At 39.9% G+C, this 24,545-nt stretch carries 25 protein-coding genes, 1 tRNA gene and 1 pseudogene; 18 read left to right on the forward strand and 9 right to left on the reverse strand.

Annotated elements, in window-relative coordinates:
* Nucleotides 1–89: 89 nt before the first annotated feature.
* From infB to VB711_RS11370, 3 genes are all read left to right on the forward strand, one after another.
* Entirely contained in the window at nt 90–3,212 is a 3,123-nt protein-coding gene (infB, locus tag VB711_RS11360; protein ID WP_323286093.1) for a translation initiation factor IF-2, read from the forward strand.
* A 538-nt stretch (nt 3,213–3,750) separates the two neighbouring features.
* Entirely contained in the window at nt 3,751–3,948 is a 198-nt protein-coding gene (locus tag VB711_RS11365; RefSeq protein ID WP_323286095.1) for a hypothetical protein, read from the forward strand.
* Between the two features lie 144 nt (nt 3,949–4,092).
* Nucleotides 4,093–4,287, forward strand: coding sequence for a hypothetical protein (locus VB711_RS11370; RefSeq protein ID WP_323286096.1), 195 nt, complete (start codon nt 4,093–4,095; stop codon nt 4,285–4,287).
* Between the two features lie 142 nt (nt 4,288–4,429).
* On the opposite strand, the gene VB711_RS11375 is transcribed toward VB711_RS11370, so the two are convergent.
* Together VB711_RS11375 and VB711_RS11380 are read right to left on the reverse strand one after the other, a co-directional pair.
* Complete coding sequence (locus VB711_RS11375; protein WP_323286098.1) at nt 4,430–5,764, reverse strand: ABC transporter substrate-binding protein; 1,335 nt, start codon at nt 5,762–5,764, stop codon at nt 4,430–4,432.
* Complete coding sequence (locus VB711_RS11380; RefSeq protein ID WP_323286099.1) at nt 5,761–6,441, reverse strand: tetratricopeptide repeat protein; 681 nt, start codon at nt 6,439–6,441, stop codon at nt 5,761–5,763. The genes VB711_RS11375 and VB711_RS11380 overlap by 4 nt, the downstream gene beginning before the upstream one ends.
* Before the next feature lie 302 nt (nt 6,442–6,743).
* On the opposite strand from VB711_RS11380, the gene VB711_RS11385 reads away from it, so the two are divergent.
* A complete protein-coding gene (locus tag VB711_RS11385; protein ID WP_323286101.1) occupies nt 6,744–7,070 on the forward strand; it encodes a YbjQ family protein in 327 nt (108 codons plus the stop codon).
* A gap of 566 nt (nt 7,071–7,636) precedes the next feature.
* On the opposite strand, the gene VB711_RS11390 is transcribed toward VB711_RS11385, so the two are convergent.
* Complete coding sequence (locus VB711_RS11390) at nt 7,637–8,314, reverse strand: response regulator transcription factor (protein WP_323286103.1); 678 nt, start codon at nt 8,312–8,314, stop codon at nt 7,637–7,639.
* A gap of 1,060 nt (nt 8,315–9,374) precedes the next feature.
* Between VB711_RS11390 and groES the strand changes: the two genes are divergently transcribed.
* The 6 genes and pseudogenes from groES (at nt 9,375) to VB711_RS11420 (ending at nt 14,353) form a co-directional block, all read left to right on the forward strand.
* Nucleotides 9,375–9,686, forward strand: a complete 312-nt coding sequence (groES, locus tag VB711_RS11395) for a co-chaperone GroES (RefSeq protein ID WP_323286105.1) — start codon at nt 9,375–9,377, stop codon at nt 9,684–9,686.
* A gap of 98 nt (nt 9,687–9,784) precedes the next feature.
* Nucleotides 9,785–11,422 (forward strand): chaperonin GroEL, encoded by a 1,638-nt coding sequence (groL, locus tag VB711_RS11400; RefSeq protein ID WP_323286106.1) that lies wholly within the window; start codon nt 9,785–9,787, stop codon nt 11,420–11,422.
* A 282-nt stretch (nt 11,423–11,704) separates the two neighbouring features.
* Nucleotides 11,705–12,346 (forward strand): annotated as a pseudogene (locus VB711_RS11405) (Mu transposase C-terminal domain-containing protein); the annotation flags it as partial.
* An 11-nt stretch (nt 12,347–12,357) separates the two neighbouring features.
* Nucleotides 12,358–12,987 (forward strand): TniB family NTP-binding protein, encoded by a 630-nt coding sequence (locus VB711_RS11410; RefSeq protein ID WP_323286107.1) that lies wholly within the window; start codon nt 12,358–12,360, stop codon nt 12,985–12,987.
* Nucleotides 12,987–13,463, forward strand: a complete 477-nt coding sequence (locus tag VB711_RS11415; RefSeq protein WP_323286109.1) for a TniQ family protein — start codon at nt 12,987–12,989, stop codon at nt 13,461–13,463. Before VB711_RS11410 ends, VB711_RS11415 begins: the two co-directional genes overlap by 1 nt.
* A 407-nt stretch (nt 13,464–13,870) precedes the next feature.
* Complete coding sequence (locus VB711_RS11420; protein ID WP_323286111.1) at nt 13,871–14,353, forward strand: MerR family transcriptional regulator; 483 nt, start codon at nt 13,871–13,873, stop codon at nt 14,351–14,353.
* 122 nt (nt 14,354–14,475) lie between these two features.
* On the opposite strand, the gene VB711_RS11425 is transcribed toward VB711_RS11420, so the two are convergent.
* The 4 genes from VB711_RS11425 to VB711_RS11440 form a co-directional block, all read right to left on the reverse strand.
* Nucleotides 14,476–15,072, reverse strand: coding sequence for a hypothetical protein (locus VB711_RS11425; protein WP_323286113.1), 597 nt, complete (start codon nt 15,070–15,072; stop codon nt 14,476–14,478).
* A gap of 8 nt (nt 15,073–15,080) precedes the next feature.
* The gene (locus VB711_RS11430; protein ID WP_323286114.1) at nt 15,081–15,485 is read right to left on the reverse strand and encodes a hypothetical protein; all 405 of its coding nucleotides are present in this window, start codon (nt 15,483–15,485) and stop codon (nt 15,081–15,083) included.
* Between the two features lie 4 nt (nt 15,486–15,489).
* A complete protein-coding gene (locus tag VB711_RS11435) occupies nt 15,490–16,335 on the reverse strand; it encodes a TIGR04255 family protein (RefSeq protein WP_323286116.1) in 846 nt (281 codons plus the stop codon).
* Between the two features lie 276 nt (nt 16,336–16,611).
* Nucleotides 16,612–16,685: transfer RNA gene (locus VB711_RS11440), tRNA-Pro, on the reverse strand.
* Between the two features lie 110 nt (nt 16,686–16,795).
* Here VB711_RS11440 and lipA point away from each other — a divergent pair.
* From lipA to VB711_RS11460, 4 genes are all read left to right on the forward strand, one after another.
* Nucleotides 16,796–17,668 (forward strand): lipoyl synthase, encoded by an 873-nt coding sequence (lipA, locus tag VB711_RS11445; RefSeq protein WP_323286118.1) that lies wholly within the window; start codon nt 16,796–16,798, stop codon nt 17,666–17,668.
* A gap of 1 nt (nt 17,669) precedes the next feature.
* On the forward strand, nt 17,670–18,593 hold the full coding sequence (locus VB711_RS11450) for an NAD(P)H-dependent glycerol-3-phosphate dehydrogenase (protein ID WP_323286120.1): 924 nt from the start codon (nt 17,670–17,672) through the stop codon (nt 18,591–18,593).
* 247 nt (nt 18,594–18,840) lie between these two features.
* A complete protein-coding gene (locus VB711_RS11455) occupies nt 18,841–19,389 on the forward strand; it encodes a CAP domain-containing protein (protein ID WP_323286122.1) in 549 nt (182 codons plus the stop codon).
* 95 nt (nt 19,390–19,484) lie between these two features.
* On the forward strand, nt 19,485–20,114 hold the full coding sequence (locus tag VB711_RS11460) for a ribonuclease H-like domain-containing protein (protein WP_323286124.1): 630 nt from the start codon (nt 19,485–19,487) through the stop codon (nt 20,112–20,114).
* 248 nt (nt 20,115–20,362) lie between these two features.
* Here the strand turns inward: VB711_RS11460 and VB711_RS11465 are convergent, their stop codons facing one another.
* Nucleotides 20,363–20,812, reverse strand: a complete 450-nt coding sequence (locus VB711_RS11465) for a rhodanese-like domain-containing protein (RefSeq protein ID WP_323286126.1) — start codon at nt 20,810–20,812, stop codon at nt 20,363–20,365.
* A 208-nt stretch (nt 20,813–21,020) separates the two neighbouring features.
* Here VB711_RS11465 and VB711_RS11470 point away from each other — a divergent pair, with 208 nt between their 5' ends.
* On the forward strand, nt 21,021–21,212 hold the full coding sequence (locus VB711_RS11470; RefSeq protein WP_323286128.1) for a YqaE/Pmp3 family membrane protein: 192 nt from the start codon (nt 21,021–21,023) through the stop codon (nt 21,210–21,212).
* A 14-nt stretch (nt 21,213–21,226) separates the two neighbouring features.
* Here the strand turns inward: VB711_RS11470 and VB711_RS11475 are convergent, their stop codons facing one another.
* Entirely contained in the window at nt 21,227–22,024 is a 798-nt protein-coding gene (locus tag VB711_RS11475; protein WP_323286130.1) for a histidine kinase, read from the reverse strand.
* A gap of 206 nt (nt 22,025–22,230) precedes the next feature.
* Between VB711_RS11475 and VB711_RS11480 the strand changes: the two genes are divergently transcribed.
* The 3 genes from VB711_RS11480 to VB711_RS11490 all read left to right on the forward strand — a co-directional run bounded on the left by VB711_RS11480 (nt 22,231) and on the right by VB711_RS11490 (nt 24,253).
* Complete coding sequence (locus VB711_RS11480; RefSeq protein WP_323286132.1) at nt 22,231–22,455, forward strand: hypothetical protein; 225 nt, start codon at nt 22,231–22,233, stop codon at nt 22,453–22,455.
* A gap of 41 nt (nt 22,456–22,496) precedes the next feature.
* Nucleotides 22,497–22,832, forward strand: a complete 336-nt coding sequence (gene petJ / locus VB711_RS11485) for a cytochrome c6 PetJ (protein ID WP_323286133.1) — start codon at nt 22,497–22,499, stop codon at nt 22,830–22,832.
* 401 nt (nt 22,833–23,233) lie between these two features.
* Nucleotides 23,234–24,253: an aldo/keto reductase gene (locus VB711_RS11490; protein WP_323286134.1), complete on the forward strand. Its 1,020-nt coding sequence runs from the start codon at nt 23,234–23,236 to the stop codon at nt 24,251–24,253.
* The last annotated feature ends 292 nt before the right edge of the window (nt 24,254–24,545 follow it).

The following is a 24,545-nucleotide window of genomic DNA, read 5'->3' on the forward strand; positions in this document are numbered from 1 at the left end:
GGCAACCTAAAAAACAGTGATCAGAGGATGGAGATGTCGCAAACCAGGCAACCATCCGCTAAAACTGTAAATTAAAGGGGAAAGAGTGGATGAACAACGGAAAAGTTAGAATCTACGAATTATCAAAGGAATTGAATTTGGATAATAAAGAGCTATTAGCAATTTGCGACCAGCTCGATATCGCGGTCAAAAGCCATAGCAGCACGATTTCCGAATCGGAAGCCGAACAAATTCGTACATCTGCCGAAAAACTCGCAGCTACGAAAGTGATGTCCAAAAAGGAACTGGGTACAAACGGTCACAAACCAAACTCACATCAAAACGGCGGACGAAACCGACCTGCTGCACCACATAAACAGCAAATTTTGGAAATTCGCAAACCCACAATATTGAGAAATACAACCTCACACCCTGATAACGGTTCAGTTACTACTAACACTCACACAGCCTTGTCTGAAGTCAATCCTCCCACACCGCCAATGCCCTCAGCTACTCCAGTCTCACCCATGAAACCGACGGCACCAACTCGACCTGTACCCCGGAATCAATCAGAGACTCCGCAGAAACCGACAATTGCCGAAACCGATAAAACACCTGATCACAATCTGCCCAGGGAAAAACCAGAAAAAGTAGTTTCCCCCAGACCAAAACAGGAAAAACCCCAGAGACCTCAACTGGTTGCTCCGCCGACCCGACCTGCTGAAGAAACAGCCGCTCTAACAGACCAGCCATCTGTGGTGGTATCCAGTGAAAAACCGCTTCTCAAACGCGAACGTCAAGTACGGCGCAGTGAAGAAGAACGGGAACAAACCAAACCCACCAAGGTCGCCAAGATCCCAGCAGACCAAACAGCCCCACCAGCCCCACAAAAACAAGCTCGTTCCACCAGCGCGCCAGTTAAACCGGAGCATAAAAGCAACAGACCATCGGCACCAAGTTCCTTAGATGGACCTAGACCCAGCAGGCCAGTACGTCCTAGCGAATCGACTGCCATGCCAACTGCCACTCCCCCAAGATCCCTGGGAGGGGCAAGAAAAGAATCACCGATTGAAGAGCCAGTAGTCACCGACATCCTGGATTTAAAACGGCCAACGCCGCCTCGCCTAGCCAAAGGTGGGAAAAAATGGCAAGAAGAGGAAATAATTGACGAAATTAAAGAGAAGTCCAAAGCCATCCCTAAAGGTAAACGGGTCAAACCAATTTTGGATGACGACTTACTCGATGATGACGACTTACTCGATGAAAATGGTTTGGCAATTCCAGCCGCCGTGCAGGTTAGCCTTTCCATTGCCCGTCCTCCTAAGCCCAAATCAACCAGAGCCGGACAACCAACACCAACTGTTGCGATCCCAGCAGTTAAAACCAAAAAATCCGGTGGTAGCCGTGACAACAATCGCCGTCAACAACAACAGGAAGTAGAAGTTAAGCGCGATCGCCCAGAAAAAGTGGTGATCACAGGCCCGCTAACAGTCCAAGAATTGGCCGATGTAATGGCAGTTGCCGATACAGAGATTGTTAAAATCCTGTTCATGAAAGGCATGGCCGTAAGTATCACCCAAAACCTGGATATTCCCACCATTACCCTAGTAGGTAAAGAACTAGAGGTAGAAGTCGAAACCGCCGAACCAGAGGCAGAGGCCAGAAAAGTCACAGAAATGATCGACTTCTCTGACTTAGAACACTTAATTCGTCGTCCTCCAGTGGTGACGATCATGGGTCACGTAGACCACGGTAAAACCACCTTGCTCGACTCCATTCGCAAAACCAAAGTAGCGGCTGGAGAAGCGGGAGGCATTACCCAACACATCGGCGCGTACCACGTAGATGTAACCCACGAAGGCAAACAACAACAAATCGTCTTCCTCGATACCCCCGGTCACGAAGCCTTCACAGCTATGCGAGCGCGGGGCGCGCGGGTGACAGATATTGCCGTTTTAGTTGTAGCCGCCGATGATGGTGTCCGTCCCCAAACCGTAGAAGCCATTAGTCATGCTCAAGCGGCTGGTGTCCCCATCGTCGTCGCCATTAACAAAATTGACAAAGAAGGCGCGCAACCAGAACGGGTTAAACAAGAACTAACCCAGTATGGTCTAACGGCAGAAGATTGGGGTGGTGAAACCATCATGGTTCCAGTTAGTGCTATCAAAGGTGAAAACCTAGATACCCTCCTGGAAATGATCTTGTTAGTGGCTGAGGTAGGAGAACTAGCCGCCAATCCAGATCGGGTCGCCAAAGGAACAGTCATTGAAGCTCACTTGGATAAAGCCAAGGGTGCAGTTGCTACCCTGCTGATTCAGAACGGTACTCTCCATGTGGGAGATATGCTAGTAGCTGGTTCGGCATTTGGTAAAGTCCGCGCCATGGTCAGCGATCGCGGTAAGCGAGTCGATATTGCTAGTCCCTCCTTCGCTGTGGAAGTCCTTGGTTTAAGCGACGTTCCCGCCGCCGGTGACGAATTTGAGGTCTATGAGAACGAAAAAGAAGCCCGTTCCGTTGCCAGCGATCGCGCCGACAAACAACGTTTATCTCGTCTGTTACAGGGACGTGTTACCCTCACCACCCTCTCCGCCCAAGCCCAAGAAGGCGAGTTAAAAGAACTCAACCTGATCTTGAAAGGAGACGTACAGGGTTCTGTCGAAGCCATTATCGGCTCACTCAAGCAAATTCCCCAAAACGAAGTCCAAATTCGGATGTTGTTGGCTACTGCTGGCGAAATCACCGAAACAGACATCGATCTAGCTGCTGCTAGTAACGCCGTCATCATTGGCTTCAACACCACTTACGCCAGTGGCGCTAGACAAGCCGCCGACGAAGCAGGTGTAGACGTAAGGGAATACAACATCATCTACAAACTCCTAGAAGACATCCAAGGCGCTTTGGAAGGTCTACTAGAACCAGAGTTGGTAGAAGAACCCTTGGGACAAGCAGAAGTCCGTGCTGTCATCCTCATTGGTCGTGGTGCCGTTGCAGGTTGCTACGTTCAATCTGGTAAGGTGGTGCGTAACTGTAAAGTCCGTGTACGTCGCAACAATAAAGTGATCTACGAAGGCGTTCTTGACTCCCTCAAGCGGATTAAAGAAGATGCCCGTGAGGTCAATTCAGGTTACGAATGCGGGATCAACATTGATAAATTCCATGATTGGGCTGAAGGTGACATCATCGAAGCCTACCAAATGGTCACCAAACGTCGTACCCTCACACTCACTAAGTAAGTGTTGAGCGCCATTAGCGTTTTGGGTTGTAGCCCGTGTTAAGTGCTGAGTTAGTTGATCAGTGTTGAATTTATCACCTTTTTAGTTCAACACTCAAATCCTAAAACTCAGCACTTCTAGATTTTAAGTTGAGAGAGGGAACAGCGGTATGGCTACGCTCACCGACCAGGAACAGGCTTGCCCTGAGCGCAGTCGAAGGGAAACAGAAAAACCAGTTGTGTAATTAATTCTGTCCCATTACTTGGGTTGATCCTACAGAGCAATCTAAAAACCGATCAAATCCATAAAGATTAAATTATTCTGAGTATAAAAGGGGTTTTAGTAACCCATGACACAGAATCTTCTGCCACGAAACTATTATCTTTAGTAAAGATTAACCAAAATTTCCCAACTTTACGGTTAAAGTTGAATCATCAGCCATTTTGTATTTAATTTATTCCTAGTTATAGTTCAAAATACTGACTAATTTTGGTTTTGACCATTTTATACTAAATCTCTCTCTTTCGTTCTGGAAGTCAATCATGAGGAATGAGAAACTATGGCTACATTTCCAACTTCTAGCGATCGCCCCAAATCCCGTGATTCTCAAATTTGGCATCACCTAAAATACGCGATCTCTGCTAGTTCCGGTTTTCAACGCTGGCAAGCAGAATGCAACACTCAATTACAAGGTCTTAGGTTAGAACAACAAGTACAAAGGTACTTACGAGAAACCTTAGAAACCCTAGCCTATTAATAATCATCAACCCTGGGCGATCGCGCCCTCAATAGTATTAAATATAAAATTATTGATTATTATGGGTAACTTAACAATTGAAGCTCAATCTTTACAGGAAGCCTGGAAGGTTTACAACAGGGTTTAATTCAAGTTGCAATTAATATGGTACATGAAGGTATTGATATCGGTCTAGTATTAAAATTCACGGGTTTACCACTTGAAAAAATTCAAAATTTGCAACTTATTAATTTAGATGACTCGCAAATTTTAGTAAAAGATTTTTTAGAGTTGAGTGAGTCATCATTAAATAAAGTTTGGCTTGAACCGGAGGAAGATGAGGCTTGGAGAGATTTATAGTAAGTCTTATAAAAGGTGATGTGATCTCTGTACCTTATTAGTTATACCTTTCCCAGCACATAAAACTACAAATGTTGCATCCGGGATTAGCATCAATATTTTCTCTAATCTTACTCATCCTATTAAGGCAGAAATAACAGCGCTATTGAAAAATTAGATCTAATCGGTTTTGGGCTTGTTTTAGTGCTGCTTTGGGGTCACTTTTACCTAATACAACCGCTTCGATCGCTCTCCCTAAACTATCAGAAATACGATTATATCCGGGAAAAATGGGACGCGATCGCCCAAATTTTGCTTGATCTAAAAATACCTTGATTTGTGGTTGTTGATTCATAAATTTTTGATATTTTTCACTTTGACGCGACTTAATATTTACGGGTAAATAACCAGTTCCCAAAGCTAAATCTGTCTGAAATTCTGCACTCAAAGCATACTCAGCAAATTTAAAAGCTGCTTGTTCCCGTGTTGATTTAGTCTTAAAAAAGAACAAGTTTTCACCACCAATCACCGTTGCGGGCTTTTCTTTTACGGGTATAGGAAAAACACCGAAATCTACACCACTCTGTTGAAATTGTCCTAAACTCCAGGGTCCTGTTACCTGCATGGCTACCTTACCAGTGACCAAGTTATCTATTTCATAACCCCGTTCTAAACCCGATAAAACAGCAGAACCATCGGTAATTAAATTACGCCAAAATTGCAAAGCAGCGATCGCTCCTTCATTATCTGCTAAAACCACCCTCTCTGCCCTCTGGGAATCACCATTCACCAACTCACCGCTACCACTCCACATAAATGGCAACCAAGTAAATACCGTAAATTCACCCTTCCCTAAAGGTAACATTATTCCATGTTGATTGATTTTTCCGTCCCCATTGGTGTCAAGAGTTAATTTTTTAGCTGCTTCTCGCAACTCTTCCCAAGTCCGGGGTAATTCAGTAATTCCCGCTTGTTTAAATAAACTGGGACGGTAAAAAACGCCAACATTATTCGTAGCAAAAGGTACAGACCAAATTTTACCTTGATATTCCATTGATGTGTATAAAGCCGGGTCAATTTGATTTTTAACAGGAGACTGGGATAATTGATCATCTAAAGGTAAAATTGCCCCTAATTCCACTAATTGTCCCGTAATCGTCGGATTGTACCACAATAAATCAGGGGGTGAATTACCTACCACTGCCGTTAATATCTTAGGCATTTGTTGGTCTTGCTGTCCAACATACAGTGATTCTACTTGAATATTTGGATGGGTTTGGTTAAATTTATCGACCAACCTTTGCAATACATCACGATTTGATGGTGGATTTACCCCATGCCAAAATGTTAAATGAATTACTTCTTGAGATATTATTGATTGACATCCGCCTAAAGTTAAGATACCTATTACCAACGCGAATAGTATCCCATTTAGTGATTTTCGACGAAAATTGTGGAGCGATCGCTGAATTTTTGCAGATAAAACTAATGGTCTCATCCACCTATTTCTCGCAATAGGGCTTCTACTCTGACCACACCATCGGGGTTATTACCTCGCAGGTATAAATTACGGGCTTTTTGTAACATACTACTGGCTTGTTTAGCTTGTCGTCGCTGTTTTAGCATCGAACCCATTAATTCATAGGTGAGACCATTGTTTTGATCTAAGTTAATGGCTTGCTCATAAGCCCACATTGCTGATTTATAATCTCCTAAAGCAGCTTGTGTAACAGCCAACCCTTGATAAGCGTTAACGTTATTACGATTTAGTTGAATAGAACGACGGTAGGCTTCCTTAGCTCCCTTCATATCACCCATATTACCTCTAATATAGGCAACAGCATAGTAAAAATCACTATTGTTAGGATTGAGGGCGATCGCTCTGTGGTAAGCAGTTAAGGCTAAGGGAAAATTCCCCTGTTGAGCATATAAATAGCCAATTCCAGAGTGGATTTTAGCGTTTTTGGGATCAATACTGGCTGCTCGTTGATAGATAGCGATCGCTCCATTATAATCTCCCCCATCCACTAGCCTCCGTCCCTCTTCTAACATTTCTTTTAACTCTGCATTTCTCGCCTGTGCTACTATTACCTCAGTTTTAGCAACTACAGGCGTGGTAGTAACCAAACTACCTAATAATAGAAAAGTGACTATTAATGATGTATGTTTGTACATAGTAAATTGGCTGAACTTTTCTGATATTTTTCTTGTACATTAAAGCAAAAATCTCGGCTTTTGCAAACTGTATTTATTCCCTTTAGTGAAAAAAATCAATCAGTTATTAATATTTTAAAATAGACAAAAATGCAGAATTTAGATATAATATTTAAACAAATACACCAAACTAACGAAAAAATAAACTTCTTTCACCTTTACGACCCATGACTAAACTAGCTCCCAAAATGTTCCCCCCAGAAAGCCAATAACTTTTTAACCTAACTGTTCACTGATATAACTTTAACTTTTTAATTACTTATATGCTTTTAACAACAACTGATGTAATTCAGGGTGCAGTAATTCAATCATACTTAGGTATAGTAACCGCTGAAGTCGTCTATGGTAGTAACTTCCTACGAGATTTTTTAGCAGGTATTCGAGATATTGTCGGCGGAAGAACAGGTAGCTACGAGCGTCTATTTGAGCAAGGACAACAAAAAGCCTTAGAAGAACTAGAAAAAAGAGCGCGAGTTTTAGGCGCGGATGCTGTGATTGGAATTGAAATTGACACAGGTACAATCAACGTTGATCAATCTGGAGTTTTATTACTAATTACCGCAACAGGTACAGCAATAAAAATTCGTTAAGAGACTTCCAAATAAAAAAATATCCCAAAATTTCTTGTAGTGCAGGCATCTTGCCTCCTAATATACTCAATTTCATTTACCTATCACTTGACCAGATTTAACATTGTTCTTCTCTTCTTCTAATTCTTCTTCTGGTCACTGAGCGAAGTCATAAAGCCTAACGGCATAGCTGACGCTTACCGCGAAGCGTGGCGTTAGCTATAGTAAGCCGAAGTGCTGACTCCTGACTCCTGACTCCTGACTCCTGACTCTAAGGAAAAGACCTTTTCATCAAACCCTAAATAGTAATTTATTATCAACCCAACTATTAAGAAGATAGGTAGTATTTAGAAGAACCAAAGTTATTCGCGTAGTCTTTCTGAGGTTAGAAGAGAAGCTGAAGGATAAGATATATAGAATATTATCCTCCAGCTTTTATGGAACTTTTTTCAAGCTGTCATCAGGATTTTATCTATTGACGCAGTTTTTTTGTAAGAAAAGGATAAACAAAGTAATCCCCACAAAAAAGTTATACATCAGTAGCGATCGCCATGACAAAAAAGCTGCCTATCGCCTGACCTGAGAATCTAAGCCATTTGATTTTCAATCGCCCACCGTGCTAGTTCGGTACGGTTATGGAGATTGGTTTTGCCCAACATATTGGACACATGGCTTTCAACTGTACGCTGACTAACATTTAATTCTTCAGCGATTTCCCGGTTAGCTAAACCCCTAGCGACAAACTGAACTACCTTTAGTTCCGTTGGGGTTAACTGAACATCAAAAGGAACTTGAATCCGAGAACCATTTTCCCCTCCCTTGGTTTGGTGTTCCTTCCAACGGACGGTTTGTTTGAGTGAGGATTCGACTTGGGCTACGAGTTCTTCTGGTTCAAAGGGTTTGACCATATACACGTCAGCACCTTTGTTGAGACCTTTAACTCGGTCTGCACTTTGTCCCTTGGCTGAGAGGAAGAGAACAGGAATCCAGCTAGTGCGTTCACTTTGCCGGACTTGTTCTACAAACGTATATCCGTCCATTTCTGGCATCATTACGTCACAGATGATCATGTCTGGAACATCATGTTCTAAAATCTCCAGAGCTTCTCGTCCATTTTCGGCAGTGATGACTTCATAACCCCGGAATTCCAAGTAATCCTTCACCAACAAAATGAGGTTAGGGTCATCATCAATTAATAGAAGTCGTTTGTGATCTTTCATGCTGGAATCTTTCATAGCAGTGGCACTTGTTGCGCTCCAATCCATCAAGGTCTTGATTGGTTATCCCTTTTGGTGGATGATTGAGATGTTGTCTTTTTCCCACTTAACTTGCCTTTGCTGCCTTGCGGTCTAAAAAGTGAATAACACTTTCAAGAGACTAGTAGCTCGATGGCAAAAGTCTAGTAAGGATACGCAGAGCAGTAGTATTATAATCCGCTATTATAGGTTGATTTGAATAGCACGGGTTAAAAAGCTCTGATCATATCATAATCTTTTTAGTTGACAATTTCCGTATTGTCGACCGATCACCCTAGCTCAAAATTAACCCGCGCTTTCATTCACTTACTGCTGCCATATCATATCCTTCAGATGTTATCCCTCCATTAGAGGTTCACTTACAATCAACCGGGGAAGTTGTTGGCAAGGGAAGGAGGGTTAAAAGGCTTATGCTTTTACCACCTTATTGCCGATTAATTAAGTGTTCTTAGATGATCCGCTCAATGACTTCCGGGTTTGTTAGGCGATACCAAACACCATCTGGGTAGACTACTATTATCAGACCAGAACAACAAACACGCAAGCACTTGGCCTAAATTCTGAGGATGCAATTGAGATTACTGCCTGATGACTGGTGGAAGTTAAACCTTCTCAGTCGCTTTGTCAAGTATTCCCAGAACTCCAGACTAGCTTATTTTGAGCAGTAATGAGCAACTGTTTGTTCAGAACTAATGAAAATGTGTCGTTGAATGGTTGCCAGTCCTAGAGTTTCCACAGTATGACTGAAAATTTGGCTGGCCGGAAATTTAGGAGTTGTCTGGATGGGATGGTTGTTGGAGAATCACTGTGTTGTTACTCATTGAGCGGCTTCCTGATTACAGTTCTATAACAATTTCCCCACTTTGCAAATTAAAGTTGTCCATATAAAAATATTCATTACTTACGGAACAGAACCCGACAATTACAACAATTAGGTATTTGTACTCGTAAGTGGATGCGTCCACTCAGTTCGGAAACCCGTACACCAGGACTTGTTGCCATTAGATGCTGTTTTTCGGTAGATTAGCACTCAGGAGTCGAGAGTGCTAACCAAGCGAGAAAAATAATTATGGCAGCAATATCTTTAAGCGTTTCTACAGTTAAACCCTTGGGCGATCGCGTTTTCGTTAAAGTCAGCGCCCCTGAAGAAAAGACCGCAGGTGGTTTGTATTTACCCGACAATGCCCAAGAAAAACCCCAAGTAGGTGAAGTTGTCGCCCTTGGACCTGGTAAGCGGAACGAAGACGGTACTCGTCAAGAGTTGGACATCAAGGTCGGTGAAAAGGTGTTGTACTCCAAGTACGCCGGCACTGACATCAAGCTAGGAACTGATGAATATGTACTGCTTTCTGAGAAAGATATTCTAGCAGTCGTAATCTAAATCGGTGATGAGGGGTATTGGGGACTAAAAGTAAATTTTCCCGATTACCCATGACCAATTCCAGACAAATTTGACTTAATTTTGGGAATTAGAAAACTATGGCAAAGCGCATTATTTACAACGAAAACGCCCGTCGCGCTCTAGAGCGTGGTATTGACATCTTGGCTGAGGCTGTAGCTGTTACCCTTGGTCCTAAAGGCCGTAACGTAGTTTTAGAAAAGAAATTTGGCGCACCACAAATCGTTAATGATGGTGTTACCATTGCTAAAGAAATCGAATTAGAAGATCATATTGAGAATACTGGGGTGGCTTTGATTCGTCAAGCTGCTTCTAAGACTAACGATGCTGCCGGCGACGGAACAACCACCGCTACCGTTTTGGCTCATGCGATCGTTAAAGAAGGCTTGCGGAACGTTGCGGCTGGTGCTAATGCGATTTTGCTCAAGCGCGGTATTGACAAAGCATCTGCATTTTTAGTCGAAAGAATTGCTGAACACGCTCGCCCTGTAGAAGATTCTAAAGCGATCGCACAAGTAGCTGCAATCTCTGCTGGTAACGACGAAGAAGTCGGCAGTATGATTGCTCAAGCTATGGATAAAGTCGGTAAAGAAGGCGTAATTTCCCTAGAAGAAGGGAAATCTATGACCACCGAACTCGAAATCACCGAAGGGATGCGCTTTGATAAAGGCTACATCTCTCCCTACTTCGCTACTGATGCAGAGCGGATGGAAACAGTTTTCGATGAGCCTTACATCCTGTTGACAGACAAGAAAATTGCTTTAGTCCAAGACTTAGTACCTGTACTTGAGCAAGTAGCTCGTTCTGGTCGTCCTTTGGTGATTATCGCCGAAGATATCGAAAAAGAAGCTTTAGCTACCTTGGTAGTTAACCGTTTACGCGGTGTACTCAACGTTGCGGCTGTTAAGGCTCCTGGTTTTGGCGATCGCCGTAAGGCTATGCTAGAAGATATCGCCGTCTTAACTGGTGGTCAATTGATCACCGAAGATGCTGGTTTGAAGCTAGATACCACCAAGCTAGATAGTCTGGGTAAAGCTCGTCGCATCACCATCACCAAAGATAGCACCACAATTGTAGCTGAAGGTAACGAAGCTCCAGTTAAGGCTCGTTGTGAACAAATCCGTCGTCAAATGGAAGAAACCGAATCTTCCTACGACAAAGAAAAACTACAAGAGCGTTTGGCTAAATTGTCCGGTGGTGTAGCTGTTGTTAAAGTTGGTGCAGCTACCGAAACTGAAATGAAGGACAAGAAACTGCGTTTGGAAGATGCTATCAACGCTACCAAAGCTGCTGTAGAAGAAGGTATCGTTCCCGGTGGTGGTACAACTCTAGCTCACCTCGCTCCTCAATTGGAAGAGTGGGCTAAGGCTAACTTGAAAGATGAAGAGTTGACTGGTGCGTTGATTGTCTCTCGCGCTTTACCTGCACCTCTAAAGAGAATTGCAGAAAACGCCGGTCAGAATGGTGCTGTCATTGCTGAACGTGTGAAAGAGAAGGAATTTAACGTAGGTTTCAACGCTGCTACCAACGAATTTGTTGATATGTTGGCTGCTGGAATTGTTGATCCTGCAAAAGTAACCCGTTCCGCGCTGCAAAATGCGGCTTCTATCGCCGGAATGGTGTTGACAACCGAATGTATCGTAGTTGACAAGCCCGAACCTAAAGATGGCGCTCCTGCTGCTGGTGCTGGTATGGGTGGCGGAGATTACGACTACTAATTCTCTATAATCCACTAATTTGAAAACGGCTGCTTCCTTTATGGAGGTGGCTGTTTTTTTGCACGCAGAGGCGCAGAGGCGCGGAGAGAATATTGAGTTTCAATTCAACTGATAGTGTACATTAACTAATTATTTGACAATTTAACAAAATATTGTCAAAAATATCTTAAAACATTCTACAGTAAGGATTAGAGCAGGTTTTTATTTATCTAATTTGTGAGCATCCTCTGAATCTATACTTAACAAAATAAGTGTCAAAAACCAGATAATTATCAATTTATTAGCTATTCTCGCTGCATTGTAGGTATTAATCTTGGTGACGATGCTCCAAGTTCTCAGGTAGTGGCTTTAGCTTTGCGCCATGCAATCTTGCCAAAGCAATATGGACAAGAATATGAGCTTTATGAAGAATGGGGAACTTACGGCAAACCAGAACATTGTTATACTGATGGGGGTAAAGATTTTCGTTCCAACCATTTGCAGCAAATTGGTGTGCAATTGGGATTTGCTTGCCATTTAAGCGATCGCCTCAGTGAAGGCGGTATTGTCGAGCGTCCTTTTGGTACTTTAAATACTGATTTATTTTCTGCTTTACCAGGATACACAGGCTCAAATGTGCAGGAACGTCCAGAGGAAGCGGAGAAAGAAGCCTGTCTAACTTTACGAGAATTAGAACGGTTGCTAGTACGCTATAGTATTGATGCTCGTTTGGGAGATCAAACCCGTTATCAAAGGTGGGAAGCAGGGTTAATTGTTGCCCCCAATTTAATCTCAGAAGAAGATTTGCGTAGTTGTTTGATGAAGCAAACTCGACGCTCAATTTACAGGGGTGGATATCTGCAATTTGAAAATCTCACATATCGGGGAGAAAACCTGGCTGGTTACGCTGGGGAAAGCGTGGTGTTGCGATTGGAGAGTCAAGAACGGGTAAAACAATGGGTTGTGATGCCTACAGACTCAGGCATAAACCTAAACAAGAAGCAGGAAAACCGCCAACTGTGCCTGTTGCTTATATCCAAATACCTCAAGAATGTAGTGCTAAGGAGTTATTTGCAGCAATTATTGAGCATTTGAAATATCAAATGACCAAGGGAACGGTAGCAGAGATTAGAGATAGAATGCTGCGGGTTCTCAAAGGTTGTGGGGTGGAAATGCTGATTATTGATGAGGCTGATCGTTTTAAGCCCAAGACTTTTGCTGAGGTGCGGGATATTTTTGATAAATTGGAAATTGCGGTGATTTTGGTGGGTACTGACCAATTAGACGCTGTAATCAAGCGAGATAAGCAAGTTTATAACCGTTTTCGTGCCTGTCATTGGTTTGGTAAGTTTTCTGGGGAAGATTTTAAGCGTACTGTGGAGATTTGGGAAAAACAAGTTTTAAAACTGCCTGTTGCTTCTAATCTTTCCAGTAAGGCAATGTTGAAGACTTTGGGTGAGGCTACTGGGGGTTATATTGGGTTGCTAGATATGATTCTCAGGGAGTCGGCTATTCGGGCTTTAAAGAAGGGATTATCAAAGATTGATTTGGAAACTCTGAAGGAAGTAACGGCGGAGTATAAGTAATGGAAGTTGGGGAAATTAATCCTTGGTTGTTTCAGATAGAACCATATCCGGGAGAAAGTCTGAGTCATTTTTTGGGGCGGTTTCGACGGGCAAATGATTTAACAATTACTGGTTTAGGTAAGGCTGCTGGGGTTGGGGGTGCGATCGCCCGTTGGGAAAAGTTTCGTTTTAATCCCCCTCCTTCTCGGCAACAATTGGAGGCTGTGGCTAAGGTGGTAGGGGTTGATGCTGATAGGTTAGAGCAGATGTTACCACCTGCTGGGGTAGGGATGAATCTTGAGCCGATTCGGTTATGTGCTGCTTGTTATGTGGAGTCACATTGTCACAAGATTGAGTGGCAGTTTAAGGTAACTCAGGGGTGTCAGCATCCTCGTTTAAGTTTGTTGTCTGAGTGTCCTAATTGTGGGGCTAGGTTTAAAGTTCCGGCGTTGATGGTTGGTGTCATCGGTGTTTTACGTCTTTTGGGGAGATGGTAGAACATCAAAAGCCGATTTGAGGAAAACATCAAGTGAAGGCGGAATAGGGTACAATAAGCGAAAGCCCCCTTAAAAAAGAGGGCAAAACCTAACTACTTGTTAGGTGTAGAGCGGCGATGGCGGCGAACCTGAATAGTTTCACCGTCTGAAGTAGTTCTTACATGAGGTTTCACGGGAACTATTTTCTTTCCATCATTCGTTTTAGCCATAATAAAACTCCTTGTGAGTTAATTGGAGCATGAGAGAGTCGGCAAAACATCACCATGCTCCTCTATTATACCTGGCTTCGTTCTAAAAAACACTAAATTTTGATTTTTTTTCAAACAATTGTTGTAAAATTCAGGGAAATCATAAACTTGATTGAATATAGACAGTAATTTCTTAACCAAATAGTCAAAAAGGAAGTCATGGTAACCGGATTTACAAGACAGGAGGTACTGAGAATAACCGAGGTCAAGTCAGGAAAATTAAGCTATCTTGACCAAACAGATATAGTCGTACCACAAAAATTTGGCAATCCCAAAAGGCCACAAGTTGTTTATACTTGGGCGCAAATACTGCAAATCAAAATTATAGAAAGACTCAGAGAAAAACTTTCCTTGCAAGAAATCAGAAAAATAATTGATTTCCTCGATAAACGAGGCTATGAACCGTCACTATTTAAGTGCAATCTAGTATTTATAGGTGAGCAATTGTACTTAATCGAAAATTGGGAAGATTTTGGCTTAAAAGTTTTAGAAGCATCTGGCAAAAACAAAGGTCAACTTGTCATACAACAAATAGGGGCTATTGGAGAAGTGATTTCTGAGCTACAAGCTAAAAGGGATAAAATTTTAGACTTTGACAAAAGAACTAAAGGAACACCGTTAGAAACCGGAGTGACAGCTTGAAATAAAGTGCTAATTAGATAAAAAGATATTTTCCAAAACTTGATGTAGATGTTTTATGCCGTTTGGGAGAGATGCAAAACCAGCAAAAGATTATCTAGTATTTCATATTTACTTTTGTGATTTCAAATTGATTTTTCACTTTCATGCGGTGCTGGCAGTGCTACACGTCCTTGATAGCTATAATACCGTTGAGCTACATCTTCCAAATATGGACTAACAAGTACAGTACGTCGTTGAACTTTATCAATATTTATTTGATTGTATAAAAATTCTGCTTCTATTGAAAAAATTTTCTTAAAGTCTACTATTAATTCTGGTAATCCTTCTGCTAAGGAGTCACATTCTTTAAGTATTTTTTCGAAAAAATGATATTGCTTATTACAATTTGTTTTAACCAAACTCCATTTATCTGTGTTCATTTGATGGTTAATTTTGTCATAACGGATTTCTTCGGCTTTATACATTTCACAAAAAAGCACAGAATTCAAAAGCTTATTCGGCTTATCATGACTTTGCCTAGCTTTATAATCCCAATCTAAATCACAATCTTGACTAATAATAATTGCGTATGGATGTTGAATAACTGTAAATTCTGTATCTTCAATACTTAGAGAAGATTTATCTAGAACAGGATTAATTTGTATAACACCAGTCAATATTTCTCCTTGTCTAAGAGCCTCCTTTGTATTAGAGCCTCTGTAAATATTTTTTTCGGTCATATCTATTACTAATCTAAGTCTATGTCTAGGGGAGGTCTAATCTTGCTAGATAATATCCTGCCTTGAATAACTTTTAATGCTTGAGGCAAGGTACTTTGTTTGATATCAGGTACATAGTCCTGATAATAATCAGAAACTTTTTCTAGTGCTTCAGATGCTTCCTGCAAAGCCTCTGGAGAATTATAAAAAAATGTATTTAATAGTGTTAAACACTTTAAAAGAGGAATTATATTCTGATTCAAGTGACCTGACCATTCAGCATTTGGAGTTGATGTAATTGAAACCTGAATTTCTAAAGAGGAACTTCCGTATTTTAAGGTTTTTCCATAAGGTGTTTGGCTAGAAGTAGATATGACTTCATACCTTTGCCCTATTATATTTTTGGTATTAGTTCCCCTGGTTATTATTTGCATACGATTATATAGATTTAGGTTGCATTGCTCTGTGTAACTCTTCAGTAATACTCCAGCGAAAGAGGTTTCTTGCTGTACGGTTTGATTTGTTAAGTATTTTCCAAACATCATCACCTCTTTGAATTTTATCTTCAGTAAAAAAATCAGAATCTAATAAGTAAGCGGTTTCATCTATACTTTGCTCTGTGTCTCTAACTGTAACAAGACCATGATTAAAATTGACTTGGCCAAGTTCAGTCTTTATTTGCAAATTTTTTATAAAATTTTGAATTGAATCTGCTATTTCAAAAGTATGTAGTTCTGAAGCAATATGCTCAGGTATTAATTCCTGCCATTTTTTATCTGTAATATTCAGTTTTGAACGGATGATTAAATCACGATATCTCAATCCTACTCGTGAGTAAAAAGAAGGATTGTATATACTCTCAAAAACCTCTACTACACTTTTAAATCTTTCTATAAAGTTTTCATATCTTTCATATTGAGTTGTAGCAAATGTTATGGAATCTTTATTGAAAGATAACTGCCATTTTAAATCATCTGATTTGAAGTAATAAGTAACATCACTAGGTAAATTAGAGTTAAATTGAGTTAAAAGATTTGATATTTCTGCGGGAATTTGTAAGTTTCGAGAAGTTTCAAAAATAGGATATTCAAACCTGACATTGTCCTGAAAATCCACGGGTTCTTGATTAGGAATTCTCAGAATAGTTGGAAATTTAAGTTGAGCAATAACCTCTATTAAGGGGTTGTACTCATAAATTACTCTTTCGCATTCTGGAAGTTTCATACTGAAATTTTTTTCCGCAATTAAGTGAGTCAATTGTGTCACAGCTTCACTGGTTATCATGAGTCAGTTAGTTATTGTAGTCACAATTTAGTCTAAACTAAGTCCTGAAATAAACAGCTATTTTCTCCAAATCTACATTGATATAATATATGATTCCGGGGACTTAACTTCATTCTATTGTAGAAAGAACCATTGCGGCTAATATTTTTCTGAAAAATTCCCTATATACCTCTGTAATCGCTTATGGCACGCCTTCTGGTCAGGCAGATATCCTCATATAAAGCACTTTAACATCTTACAGTGATTGGCAATGGGTAAATGTAAAGTACAACAAAATCGGGATGACTGGATTCGAACCAGCGGCCCCTTCGTCCCGAACGAAGTGCGCTACCAAGCTGCGCCACATCCCGGCCTAAAAATGGCAATGTATAACTAGAATATCATAAAAAATACTAAATTACAAAATCCATCTTTGCTTGCTAATATTAAATTTATATAATTTGAGTGGTAAAAGTAGACTGTGACTGTAAAACCAGACTGGTTGCGGATAAAAGCGCCTCAATGGGAACGGGTTGGCAACGTTAAAGAAATTTTGCGGGATTTAGCCCTCAATACGGTTTGCGAGGAAGCCTCCTGTCCCAATATTGGTGAGTGCTTCAGTGTCGGGACTGCGACGTTTTTAATTATGGGTCCGGCTTGTACTAGGGCTTGTCCTTATTGTGATATTGATTTTGAGAAAAAACCTCAGCCTTTAGATCCTACAGAACCGACACGACTGGCTGAAGCTGTGCGTCGCTTACGACTTAATCATGTGGTGATTACTTCTGTCAATCGAGATGATTTACCAGATGGTGGTGCTTCTCAGTTTGTTCAGTGTATTAACGAGGTTCGTGCAGTCTCACCAAATACAACTATTGAGGTGCTAATTCCTGATTTATGCGGTAATTGGAACGCATTAGAATTACTTCTCCAAGCTGCACCGGAGGTTTTAAACCACAATACGGAAACTGTTCCTCGGTTGTATCGTCGGGTACGCCCCCAAGGTAATTATGAGCGATCGCTGGAATTATTGCAACGCTCTCGTCAAATTGCCCCAAAAACATACACTAAATCGGGGATTATGGTCGGTTTGGGCGAAACGGATGCAGAAATTCGCCAAGTGATGGCAGACTTACGCGCTGTGGATTGTGATATTTTAACCATTGGGCAATATCTCCAACCCAGTCAAAAACATTTACAGGTAATGGAATTTATCTCTCCAGACCAATTTGCTGCTTGGAAACTTTGGGGAGAAGAATTAGGATTTTTACAAATCGTTTCTTCACCTCTAACTAGAAGCTCTTATCATGCAGAACAAGTAAGGGAATTAATGGAACTTAATCCCCGCATTTAGTATGACGAATCTAAAATCTGTCGCAATTCTGGGTGCTGGTGCTTGGGGTGCAACTCTGGCAAATTTGGCGAAGGTAAATGGTTATCAGGTGCGTCTATGGTCGCGTCACGGTTCGCTGACTTTAGCGCAGGTGTTAGAAGATGCGGAAATTATCGTTTCTGCTATCTCGATGAAGGGTGTCAGTGATGTTGCTGCTCAAGTTCAGGGTGTCCCTTTGTCTCCAATGGCAATTTTTGTCACCGCAACCAAAGGTTTAGATCCGCAAACTACCTCCACTCCTTCCCAAGTTTGGCAGAGTTTCTTTCCTGATTATCCTGTGGTGGTGCTGTCTGGTCCCAATTTATCCCAGGAAATTCAAAGGTCTTTACCTGCGGCTACGGTGGTAGCTAGTAAGAATACTTCTGCTGCGGAAAGGGTGCAATTGGTGTTTTCTTCTACTCGGTTTCGCGTTTATACTAATCCTGACCCTGTGGGTGTGGAGTTGGGGGGAACGCTGAAAAATGTGATGGCGATCGCTGCTGGTGTATGTGATGGTTTACACTTGGGAACTAATGCTAAAGCGGCTCTTGTCACCCGTGGTTTAACAGAAATGGTTCGCATTGGTCATCTTTGGGGTGCAAAAACCGAAACTTTTTATGGTTTATCGGGGTTGGGTGATTTATTAGCAACTTGCAATAGTCCTTTAAGTCGCAATTATCAAGTTGGCTATCAATTAGCTGCTGGTAAGACGCTGACTGAGGTTTTGGACAATTTAACGGGAACTGCGGAAGGGGTTAATACCTGTCGGGTTTTGATGCAGGTAGCACAACGTCAAAATATTTCTATTCCCATTACTGAGCAGGTTTATAAGCTGCTTGGGGGTGAAGTTACTCCTCAACAGGCTCTTGATGAGTTAATGTTGCGAAATATTAAGTCGGAATTTTGACATCTATCAGGAGATACTGGTTTTGGCTGTTATTTTTGATTAAAAATGTGATATTGAGGAATTTCACGCAAAGAGGCAATTGCTTTTAGCGATCCTGCCGTAGGCACAAAGGAAGTAATATCTAAATCCGTGCAATACTGCTTTAATGATGAGGAGTGTTAAAAATACTAAATTGTATCCTGTTAAGGATTTTGGAATCTGAAGAAAGAGTATATATGTTATGACTCACTACTTTACTTAATTTTCTATGTTACGACAAACTGCTTTTGGCATTGCTTTAAGTATGGTTGTCCTTGCTAGTGGATTTGTGACTGCTCCTAAGCCAGGTAATAGTTATACACAAAAAAGTCCTCAAAATCAGCAGTCATTAAACTCTTTCAGTCAAGCAGCAACTTCAAATCCTACTTTTCAAACTTCTACTTTAGAAAAATCTGTTTTTGAAAAAGTTAATCAATATCGGGTTAATCAAGGGTTACAAAAGTTAACTTTAAATCCAAATATCACCCGTCAAGCTAGAATACATAGCCAAAATATGGCTAAGGGGAAAGTTCCTTTTAGTCATCAGGGTTTTGAGCAGCGTGTTAAGGCTATTCCTTTGACTTATAACAGTGCGTCAGAAAATCTGGCTTTTAATATAGGATATACTAATCCGGCAAATGAAGCGATTATTGGTTGGCTTAATAGTCCTGTACATCTGAAAAATATTCAAGGTCATTATAACTTGACGGGGATCGGTGTGGCAACTAATAGGAAAGGGGAAGTTTATTTGACACAAATATTCTTGAAAACTAAATAGATTTTGTTTGTGATTTTTTTACAAGATGATAATCTAGTGTCTGATAGATTTATGTGCTTCAACAGACACTAAATTATTTATTTTTGAGCAATTTTATGACATTACAAGATTTTCAGGTGAGCGATCGCGATCTAAGTGATGGTGATCTTAATGACTATTTGACTGCGGAGGCGATCGCTGTCGATACGGAAACTATGGGTTTGTTACCCCAGCGCGATCGTTTGTGTCTTGTCCAACTTTGCAACCCCCAAGGACAAGTTACAGTTATTCGCATTGCTCAAGGACAAAACCAATCTCCCAATTTAAAACAACTCCTGGAAGCACCCCAAATTTTAAAGGTGTTTCATTTTGCTCGCTTTGATCTTGCTACTTTGCGCTATTATCTGGATATTCAAGTTCAACCAGTTTTTTGTACTAAAATTGCCAGTAAGTTAGCCCGTACTTACACCAATCGTCATGGACTAAAAGAGGTAGTACAGGAATTAGAAAAGGTGGAATTAGATAAAAGTTCCCAAAGTTCTGATTGGGGTAATCCGGCTAATTTATCTGATAACCAATTGAATTATGCAGCTAATGATGTACGTTATTTAATAGCTGTTCAACAAAAGCTGCAACAAATGTTAGAACGAGAGCAACGTTGGGAACTTGCTCAAGAATGCTTTCAAGTTTTACCGACAATTGTTTCTTTGGATTTGTTGCAGTTCAAAGATTTATTTGAACATTAAATTAAACTAATTTTATTTAGGACTTGCTTAATAAACCTAAAACTGAGATATATCAACAATTTGAAGGTTGAAAAGGTGAGTCAGGTGCAAGGAATAAGGGTTGAAACTGTTCATTTACCTATCACTTGACCAGATTCAAGACTATTCTTCTCTTCTTCTAATTCTTCCTCCGGTCACTGAGCGTAGCGGAAGTGCTGACTCCTGACTCCTGACTCCTAGCCCTAACGAACAGACTTTTTTAGCAACCCCTATTTAGGTTGGTTTTGTAGATGATTTTGCATCCTTGATACAATATTATAATCATCTGCACCTGCGGGACTTTTTGATTCAATAATGCCTTCTGTTGGTCCACCAATGGCTTTCCATGCAGCTAAACCACCTTTGAGTTCACAAACGTGATAAAAGCCGACAGAACGCAATATTTGAGCAGCTTGAGCAGTTTGTTCTTCGTTTCTACCGTAGATGTAAATATCCCGTTCTTTTTCTAAAGATGTCACTGCTCGATCTGTTAATTCTTCCATAGGCATAGGCATTGCACCCATTATATGCCCATCATTGTAAGTAGAGCGATCGCGCACGTCTAAAATTGTAAACGCTGGTTCACCCCACTCCAAACGCGACTTAACTGCATACACATCAGATTCTGGTTCTATTGGTGGTTGTGGGGGAATAATTCCACCTACTGGATTGTTAATCATGGTTGATAATTGTTGATTTTTCTAACAGAAATTTATCAAAAATTACAACCTTATTTACTCTTTCGTTGGTATGAACATTAACAAGATATTTCTTGAGAGGGATTTTTTTAATTAAGAAATGGTTCTCTGGGTGGATTAGGAAACAGTCATTGATCAGACAAGATGAGTTAAAGAAGTTGAAAAACTTAGTCTAATAACTCATAATATCATGAAAATATTGCGTTTTCTTCTTGGTATATTCTTACCTCCCGTGGGAGTTTTTATGACAGTTGGAGTCAGTCCAGCTTTAGGAATTAATATTTTGCTGACTCTTCTAGGTTGGCTTCCTGGTAGTATTCACGCAGTTTGGGTAATCGCTAAACATGAAGAAGGAATTAATCGACAAGGAGGTTTTTACTAATTCAATTTTTCTCGTTATTTAATCCGAGTTTCTTGATCAGTTGATTCTTTATCTTTGAATAAATCAGCCGCAGCTAATAATGCTTCCCTTAACACCTGTTTTAACTGACTTTCTTTTTTAGCGATCGCTGTACCTGCTTCTCCTAGTTTATCTTCTAAATTTGAGTGGGTTTGTTCTATTTGTGTAGCTACAGATTCCGCCTTTGGACGAGCTTGATCATACCAACCTTTTGCATCGTCTAAATAACTTTTCACATCATGAGAACGTCCACCGTAACGTGCAGCCATATTAGCTTTAATAATAGCTAACTGTGCTTGCAATTGGGCGTAACGTTTCTTCAACAAACTAGCTTCTTCACTATTTTTAATAGTCTCAACTGCTGAAGCAATAGTATTCTTTATATCAGCAGATTTTTCTTTGCCAGTATCTTCAATTTCTGCTAACATCCCATCAACTTCTTGCTGAAGTTTTTCTTCTTCATGATCTAATTTAGCTTGTAACTGCTTCAATTCAGTTTGAGTTTTAGTAATAGCCTCGTGTCTTTTACTATTAACCCCTTCCATTGCACCTTCAATAGAAGCAGTAACTTCTTCTTTGATTTCGCTGCCTTTTTCTTGTAAATTTTCAATCACTGCTGAAACTGCATCTTTCACCAAGTTACGCAATTCACTTGAACCCTCTTTAAATTCCGCACTTACCTGAGAAACCGCATTTTTAACGATTTCACGAATATTTTCCGTTCTTAACTGTCCGGTAGATTTCGCTTGTTGTAAATCTGCTTGGATTTTTGTTTTGATATTATTGTTAGTCATTTTTAATCCTGGCGATTTAGCTAATCAACACTTATATCAACAACATAACGCATTATTTAATTTCTAGCAACTTCCTTGAGATATAAATAATCAAAATAATCAGATCCCCAACTTCTCTAAGAAATCAGGGATCTTAATCTGAATCTTGTAGGTTGTACCAAATTGTGAGATGATGTATAATTGGTGTAAAAAATTGTGAATTAACTATGTGGCGTGTCAATATCACCTGTTCTGAGGACGCATGGAAGCGTTATGGCGTTGAATTTAAAGAAATCGCTGTTAAATATCAAGGAGAGTTAATCGGTTCTAAAAAAATGCCAGATGGAACTCGCATTATGTCCTACAAAATTGAGGATGTGAGTGAAGCAGAAGCATTTCAAGAAGATTGTGAAAAATTTGACGGATTCACATCAGACTTTGAATCACTATAAAACGTTTGAGCAAAAGTTAGAAAACAATTAGGGGAAACAGGGTGAAACGACTATTAACATTGATATTAGTCACGCTTTTATTTTGGACAAGCACTTTTAATTTATCCGCTCATGCTGTAGATATAACTATTGGTGCAAAAGTTTTTAATGAGAATTGTGCAGGTTGTCATATCAATGGTAGTAATATTATCAGAAGAGGTAAAAATCTCAAAAAAAATGCCCTCAAAAGATATGGAATGGATTCTCTAGAAGCTATTACAGCCATTGTCAATAATGGTAAAAACAATATGTCGGCTTATAAAGACAAATTGAGTATCCAGGAAATTGAAAATGTTGCTGCTTACGTTCTCGAACAAGCAGAAAAAGATTGGCGATAAAAAATAGTAATTAGGAGTTAATTATTAACAGAATTTATCTCTTGTAGGGTGCGTCAGACCCGATAATTCAGCATCTAACAGACTTTTTCTATCTGACGCACCGCACTAATGTAAGATTCCCAAAGCATGAAATTAGGCAATTTCGTTTATACATCTGCATTTTGTACAGTGCATAAGTCATATTCAGATGAAAAAACTCATCTTTAAAAACATGAGATTGAAATGGTATTGTTTTTTTTCGCTGCTTGTCATCTTTTAAAAACATCTTTTTTTGACTAAACTTTAAACTCTGAAACTTTAGTTTCTTATCTGTTCCCTGTTCCCTGTTCCCTGTTCCCTGTTCCCTGTTCCCTGTTCCCTGTTCCCTGTTCCCTTTTTTTGTAATTTTAAACTTGAAGAAAATGATATTACCCGCAGAAAGCTATTTTCAATTAACACCTGATTTAAAGATTTGCCGAATTTTAAATGGAATGTGGCAGGTATCTGGTGGACATGGAAGAATTAACCCCCAAGCAGCAATTCAGTCTATGTTTAAATATGTAGATGCTGGTTTTACAACTTGGGATTTAGCAGATCATTATGGACCTGCTGAAGATCTAATTGGTGAATTTCGTCGTCAATTAGTTGCTACTCGTGGAGAAGAAGCTTTAGCTAATATTCAGGCTTTTACAAAATGGGTTCCTCGTCCTGGTAAAATGACGAAAAAACTCGTTGAAGAAAATATTGATATATCCCTTAGACGCATGAATGTAGAAGCATTAGATCTAATGCAATTCCATTGGTGGGAATACAAAGATAGTAATTACTTAGATGCGCTCAAATATATGGCAGAGTTGCAAACTGAGGGTAAAATTAAGCATTTGGCTTTAACTAATTTTGATACGGAACATTTGCAAATTATCACTGAAGCTGGAATTAAAATTATTTCTAATCAAGTGCAATTTTCTCTTGTTGATAAAAGACCAGAAGTAAAGATGATTAATTACTGTCAACAACATGATATAAAATTGTTTACTTATGGTACTGTTTGTGGTGGTTTGCTATCAGAAAAATATTTGCAGAAACCAGAACCAAGAAATTTTGATTTAAATACTGCGAGTTTGAGAAAATACAAAACTATGATTGATAATTGGGGAAGTTGGCGACTTTTTCAAGAACTGCTTTCTACCTTAAAACAAATTGCTGATAAATACGAAGTTAGTATTGCTAATGTTGCTGTGCGTTATATCTTAGATCAACCATCTGTGGGTGGTGTAATTGTTGGTGCAAGACTTGGTTTATCTGAACATATTGAAGATAATGCGAAAGTCTTTAGTTTTGCCTTAACTGAACAAGATTTAAAAATGATCAATGATGTATCTGTTCATTCCAGAGACTTATATCAGGTAATTGGTGATTGTGGTGATGAATATCGACGTTAGAAGATAAATATCTTACCCTATAAGATGAGCGATCGCACTAATAAAAAACTCATATCACAATTAATTAGATATAGTTGATAGCTTTTTCTTTCTGGTTTTTTGGTAATTTTTGTTGTTTTTTCTCAAAAGCATTGGTAACAATAATTTCAGGATATCCCAACCGATGTTAGTATTCAGAATATTTCTATACTGCACCTGGACGATCCATTTTAAAACCATATACATAGATATGCGCAAATTTATAGCGTTGATCTTTCTCGCGCAATTGAATAATACCGATTTCAGTTAAAAC

It is taken from the genome of Cronbergia sp. UHCC 0137, from assembly GCF_034932285.1.
Taxonomy (GTDB): Bacteria; Cyanobacteriota; Cyanobacteriia; order Cyanobacteriales; family Nostocaceae; genus Cronbergia.

Excerpts from the sequence above, each read along its gene's own strand:
- VB711_RS11365 (WP_323286095.1), top strand. The coding sequence starts at position 3,751 with ATGGCTACATTTCCAACTTCTAGCGATCGCCCCAAATCCCGTGATTCT.
- VB711_RS11490 (WP_323286134.1), top strand. The coding sequence starts at position 23,234 with ATGATATTACCCGCAGAAAGCTATTTTCAATTAACACCTGATTTAAAG.
- VB711_RS11415 (WP_323286109.1), top strand. The coding sequence starts at position 12,987 with ATGGAAGTTGGGGAAATTAATCCTTGGTTGTTTCAGATAGAACCATAT.
- VB711_RS11430 (WP_323286114.1), bottom strand. The coding sequence starts at position 15,485 with ATGCAAATAATAACCAGGGGAACTAATACCAAAAATATAATAGGGCAA.
- VB711_RS11385 (WP_323286101.1), top strand. The coding sequence starts at position 6,744 with ATGCTTTTAACAACAACTGATGTAATTCAGGGTGCAGTAATTCAATCA.
- VB711_RS11420 (WP_323286111.1), top strand. The coding sequence starts at position 13,871 with ATGGTAACCGGATTTACAAGACAGGAGGTACTGAGAATAACCGAGGTC.
- VB711_RS11380 (WP_323286099.1), bottom strand. The coding sequence starts at position 6,441 with ATGTACAAACATACATCATTAATAGTCACTTTTCTATTATTAGGTAGT.
- VB711_RS11390 (WP_323286103.1), bottom strand. The coding sequence starts at position 8,314 with ATGGATTGGAGCGCAACAAGTGCCACTGCTATGAAAGATTCCAGCATG.
- VB711_RS11470 (WP_323286128.1), top strand. The coding sequence starts at position 21,021 with ATGAAAATATTGCGTTTTCTTCTTGGTATATTCTTACCTCCCGTGGGA.
- VB711_RS11455 (WP_323286122.1), top strand. The coding sequence starts at position 18,841 with ATGTTACGACAAACTGCTTTTGGCATTGCTTTAAGTATGGTTGTCCTT.
- VB711_RS11410 (WP_323286107.1), top strand. The coding sequence starts at position 12,358 with ATGGGTTGTGATGCCTACAGACTCAGGCATAAACCTAAACAAGAAGCA.
- VB711_RS11475 (WP_323286130.1), bottom strand. The coding sequence starts at position 22,024 with ATGACTAACAATAATATCAAAACAAAAATCCAAGCAGATTTACAACAA.
- VB711_RS11480 (WP_323286132.1), top strand. The coding sequence starts at position 22,231 with ATGTGGCGTGTCAATATCACCTGTTCTGAGGACGCATGGAAGCGTTAT.
- VB711_RS11465 (WP_323286126.1), bottom strand. The coding sequence starts at position 20,812 with ATGATTAACAATCCAGTAGGTGGAATTATTCCCCCACAACCACCAATA.
- VB711_RS11375 (WP_323286098.1), bottom strand. The coding sequence starts at position 5,764 with ATGAGACCATTAGTTTTATCTGCAAAAATTCAGCGATCGCTCCACAAT.
- VB711_RS11425 (WP_323286113.1), bottom strand. The coding sequence starts at position 15,072 with ATGACCGAAAAAAATATTTACAGAGGCTCTAATACAAAGGAGGCTCTT.
- VB711_RS11435 (WP_323286116.1), bottom strand. The coding sequence starts at position 16,335 with ATGATAACCAGTGAAGCTGTGACACAATTGACTCACTTAATTGCGGAA.
- groL (WP_323286106.1), top strand. The coding sequence starts at position 9,785 with ATGGCAAAGCGCATTATTTACAACGAAAACGCCCGTCGCGCTCTAGAG.
- infB (WP_323286093.1), top strand. The coding sequence starts at position 90 with ATGAACAACGGAAAAGTTAGAATCTACGAATTATCAAAGGAATTGAAT.
- groES (WP_323286105.1), top strand. The coding sequence starts at position 9,375 with ATGGCAGCAATATCTTTAAGCGTTTCTACAGTTAAACCCTTGGGCGAT.
- VB711_RS11450 (WP_323286120.1), top strand. The coding sequence starts at position 17,670 with ATGACGAATCTAAAATCTGTCGCAATTCTGGGTGCTGGTGCTTGGGGT.
- VB711_RS11460 (WP_323286124.1), top strand. The coding sequence starts at position 19,485 with ATGACATTACAAGATTTTCAGGTGAGCGATCGCGATCTAAGTGATGGT.
- VB711_RS11370 (WP_323286096.1), top strand. The coding sequence starts at position 4,093 with ATGGTACATGAAGGTATTGATATCGGTCTAGTATTAAAATTCACGGGT.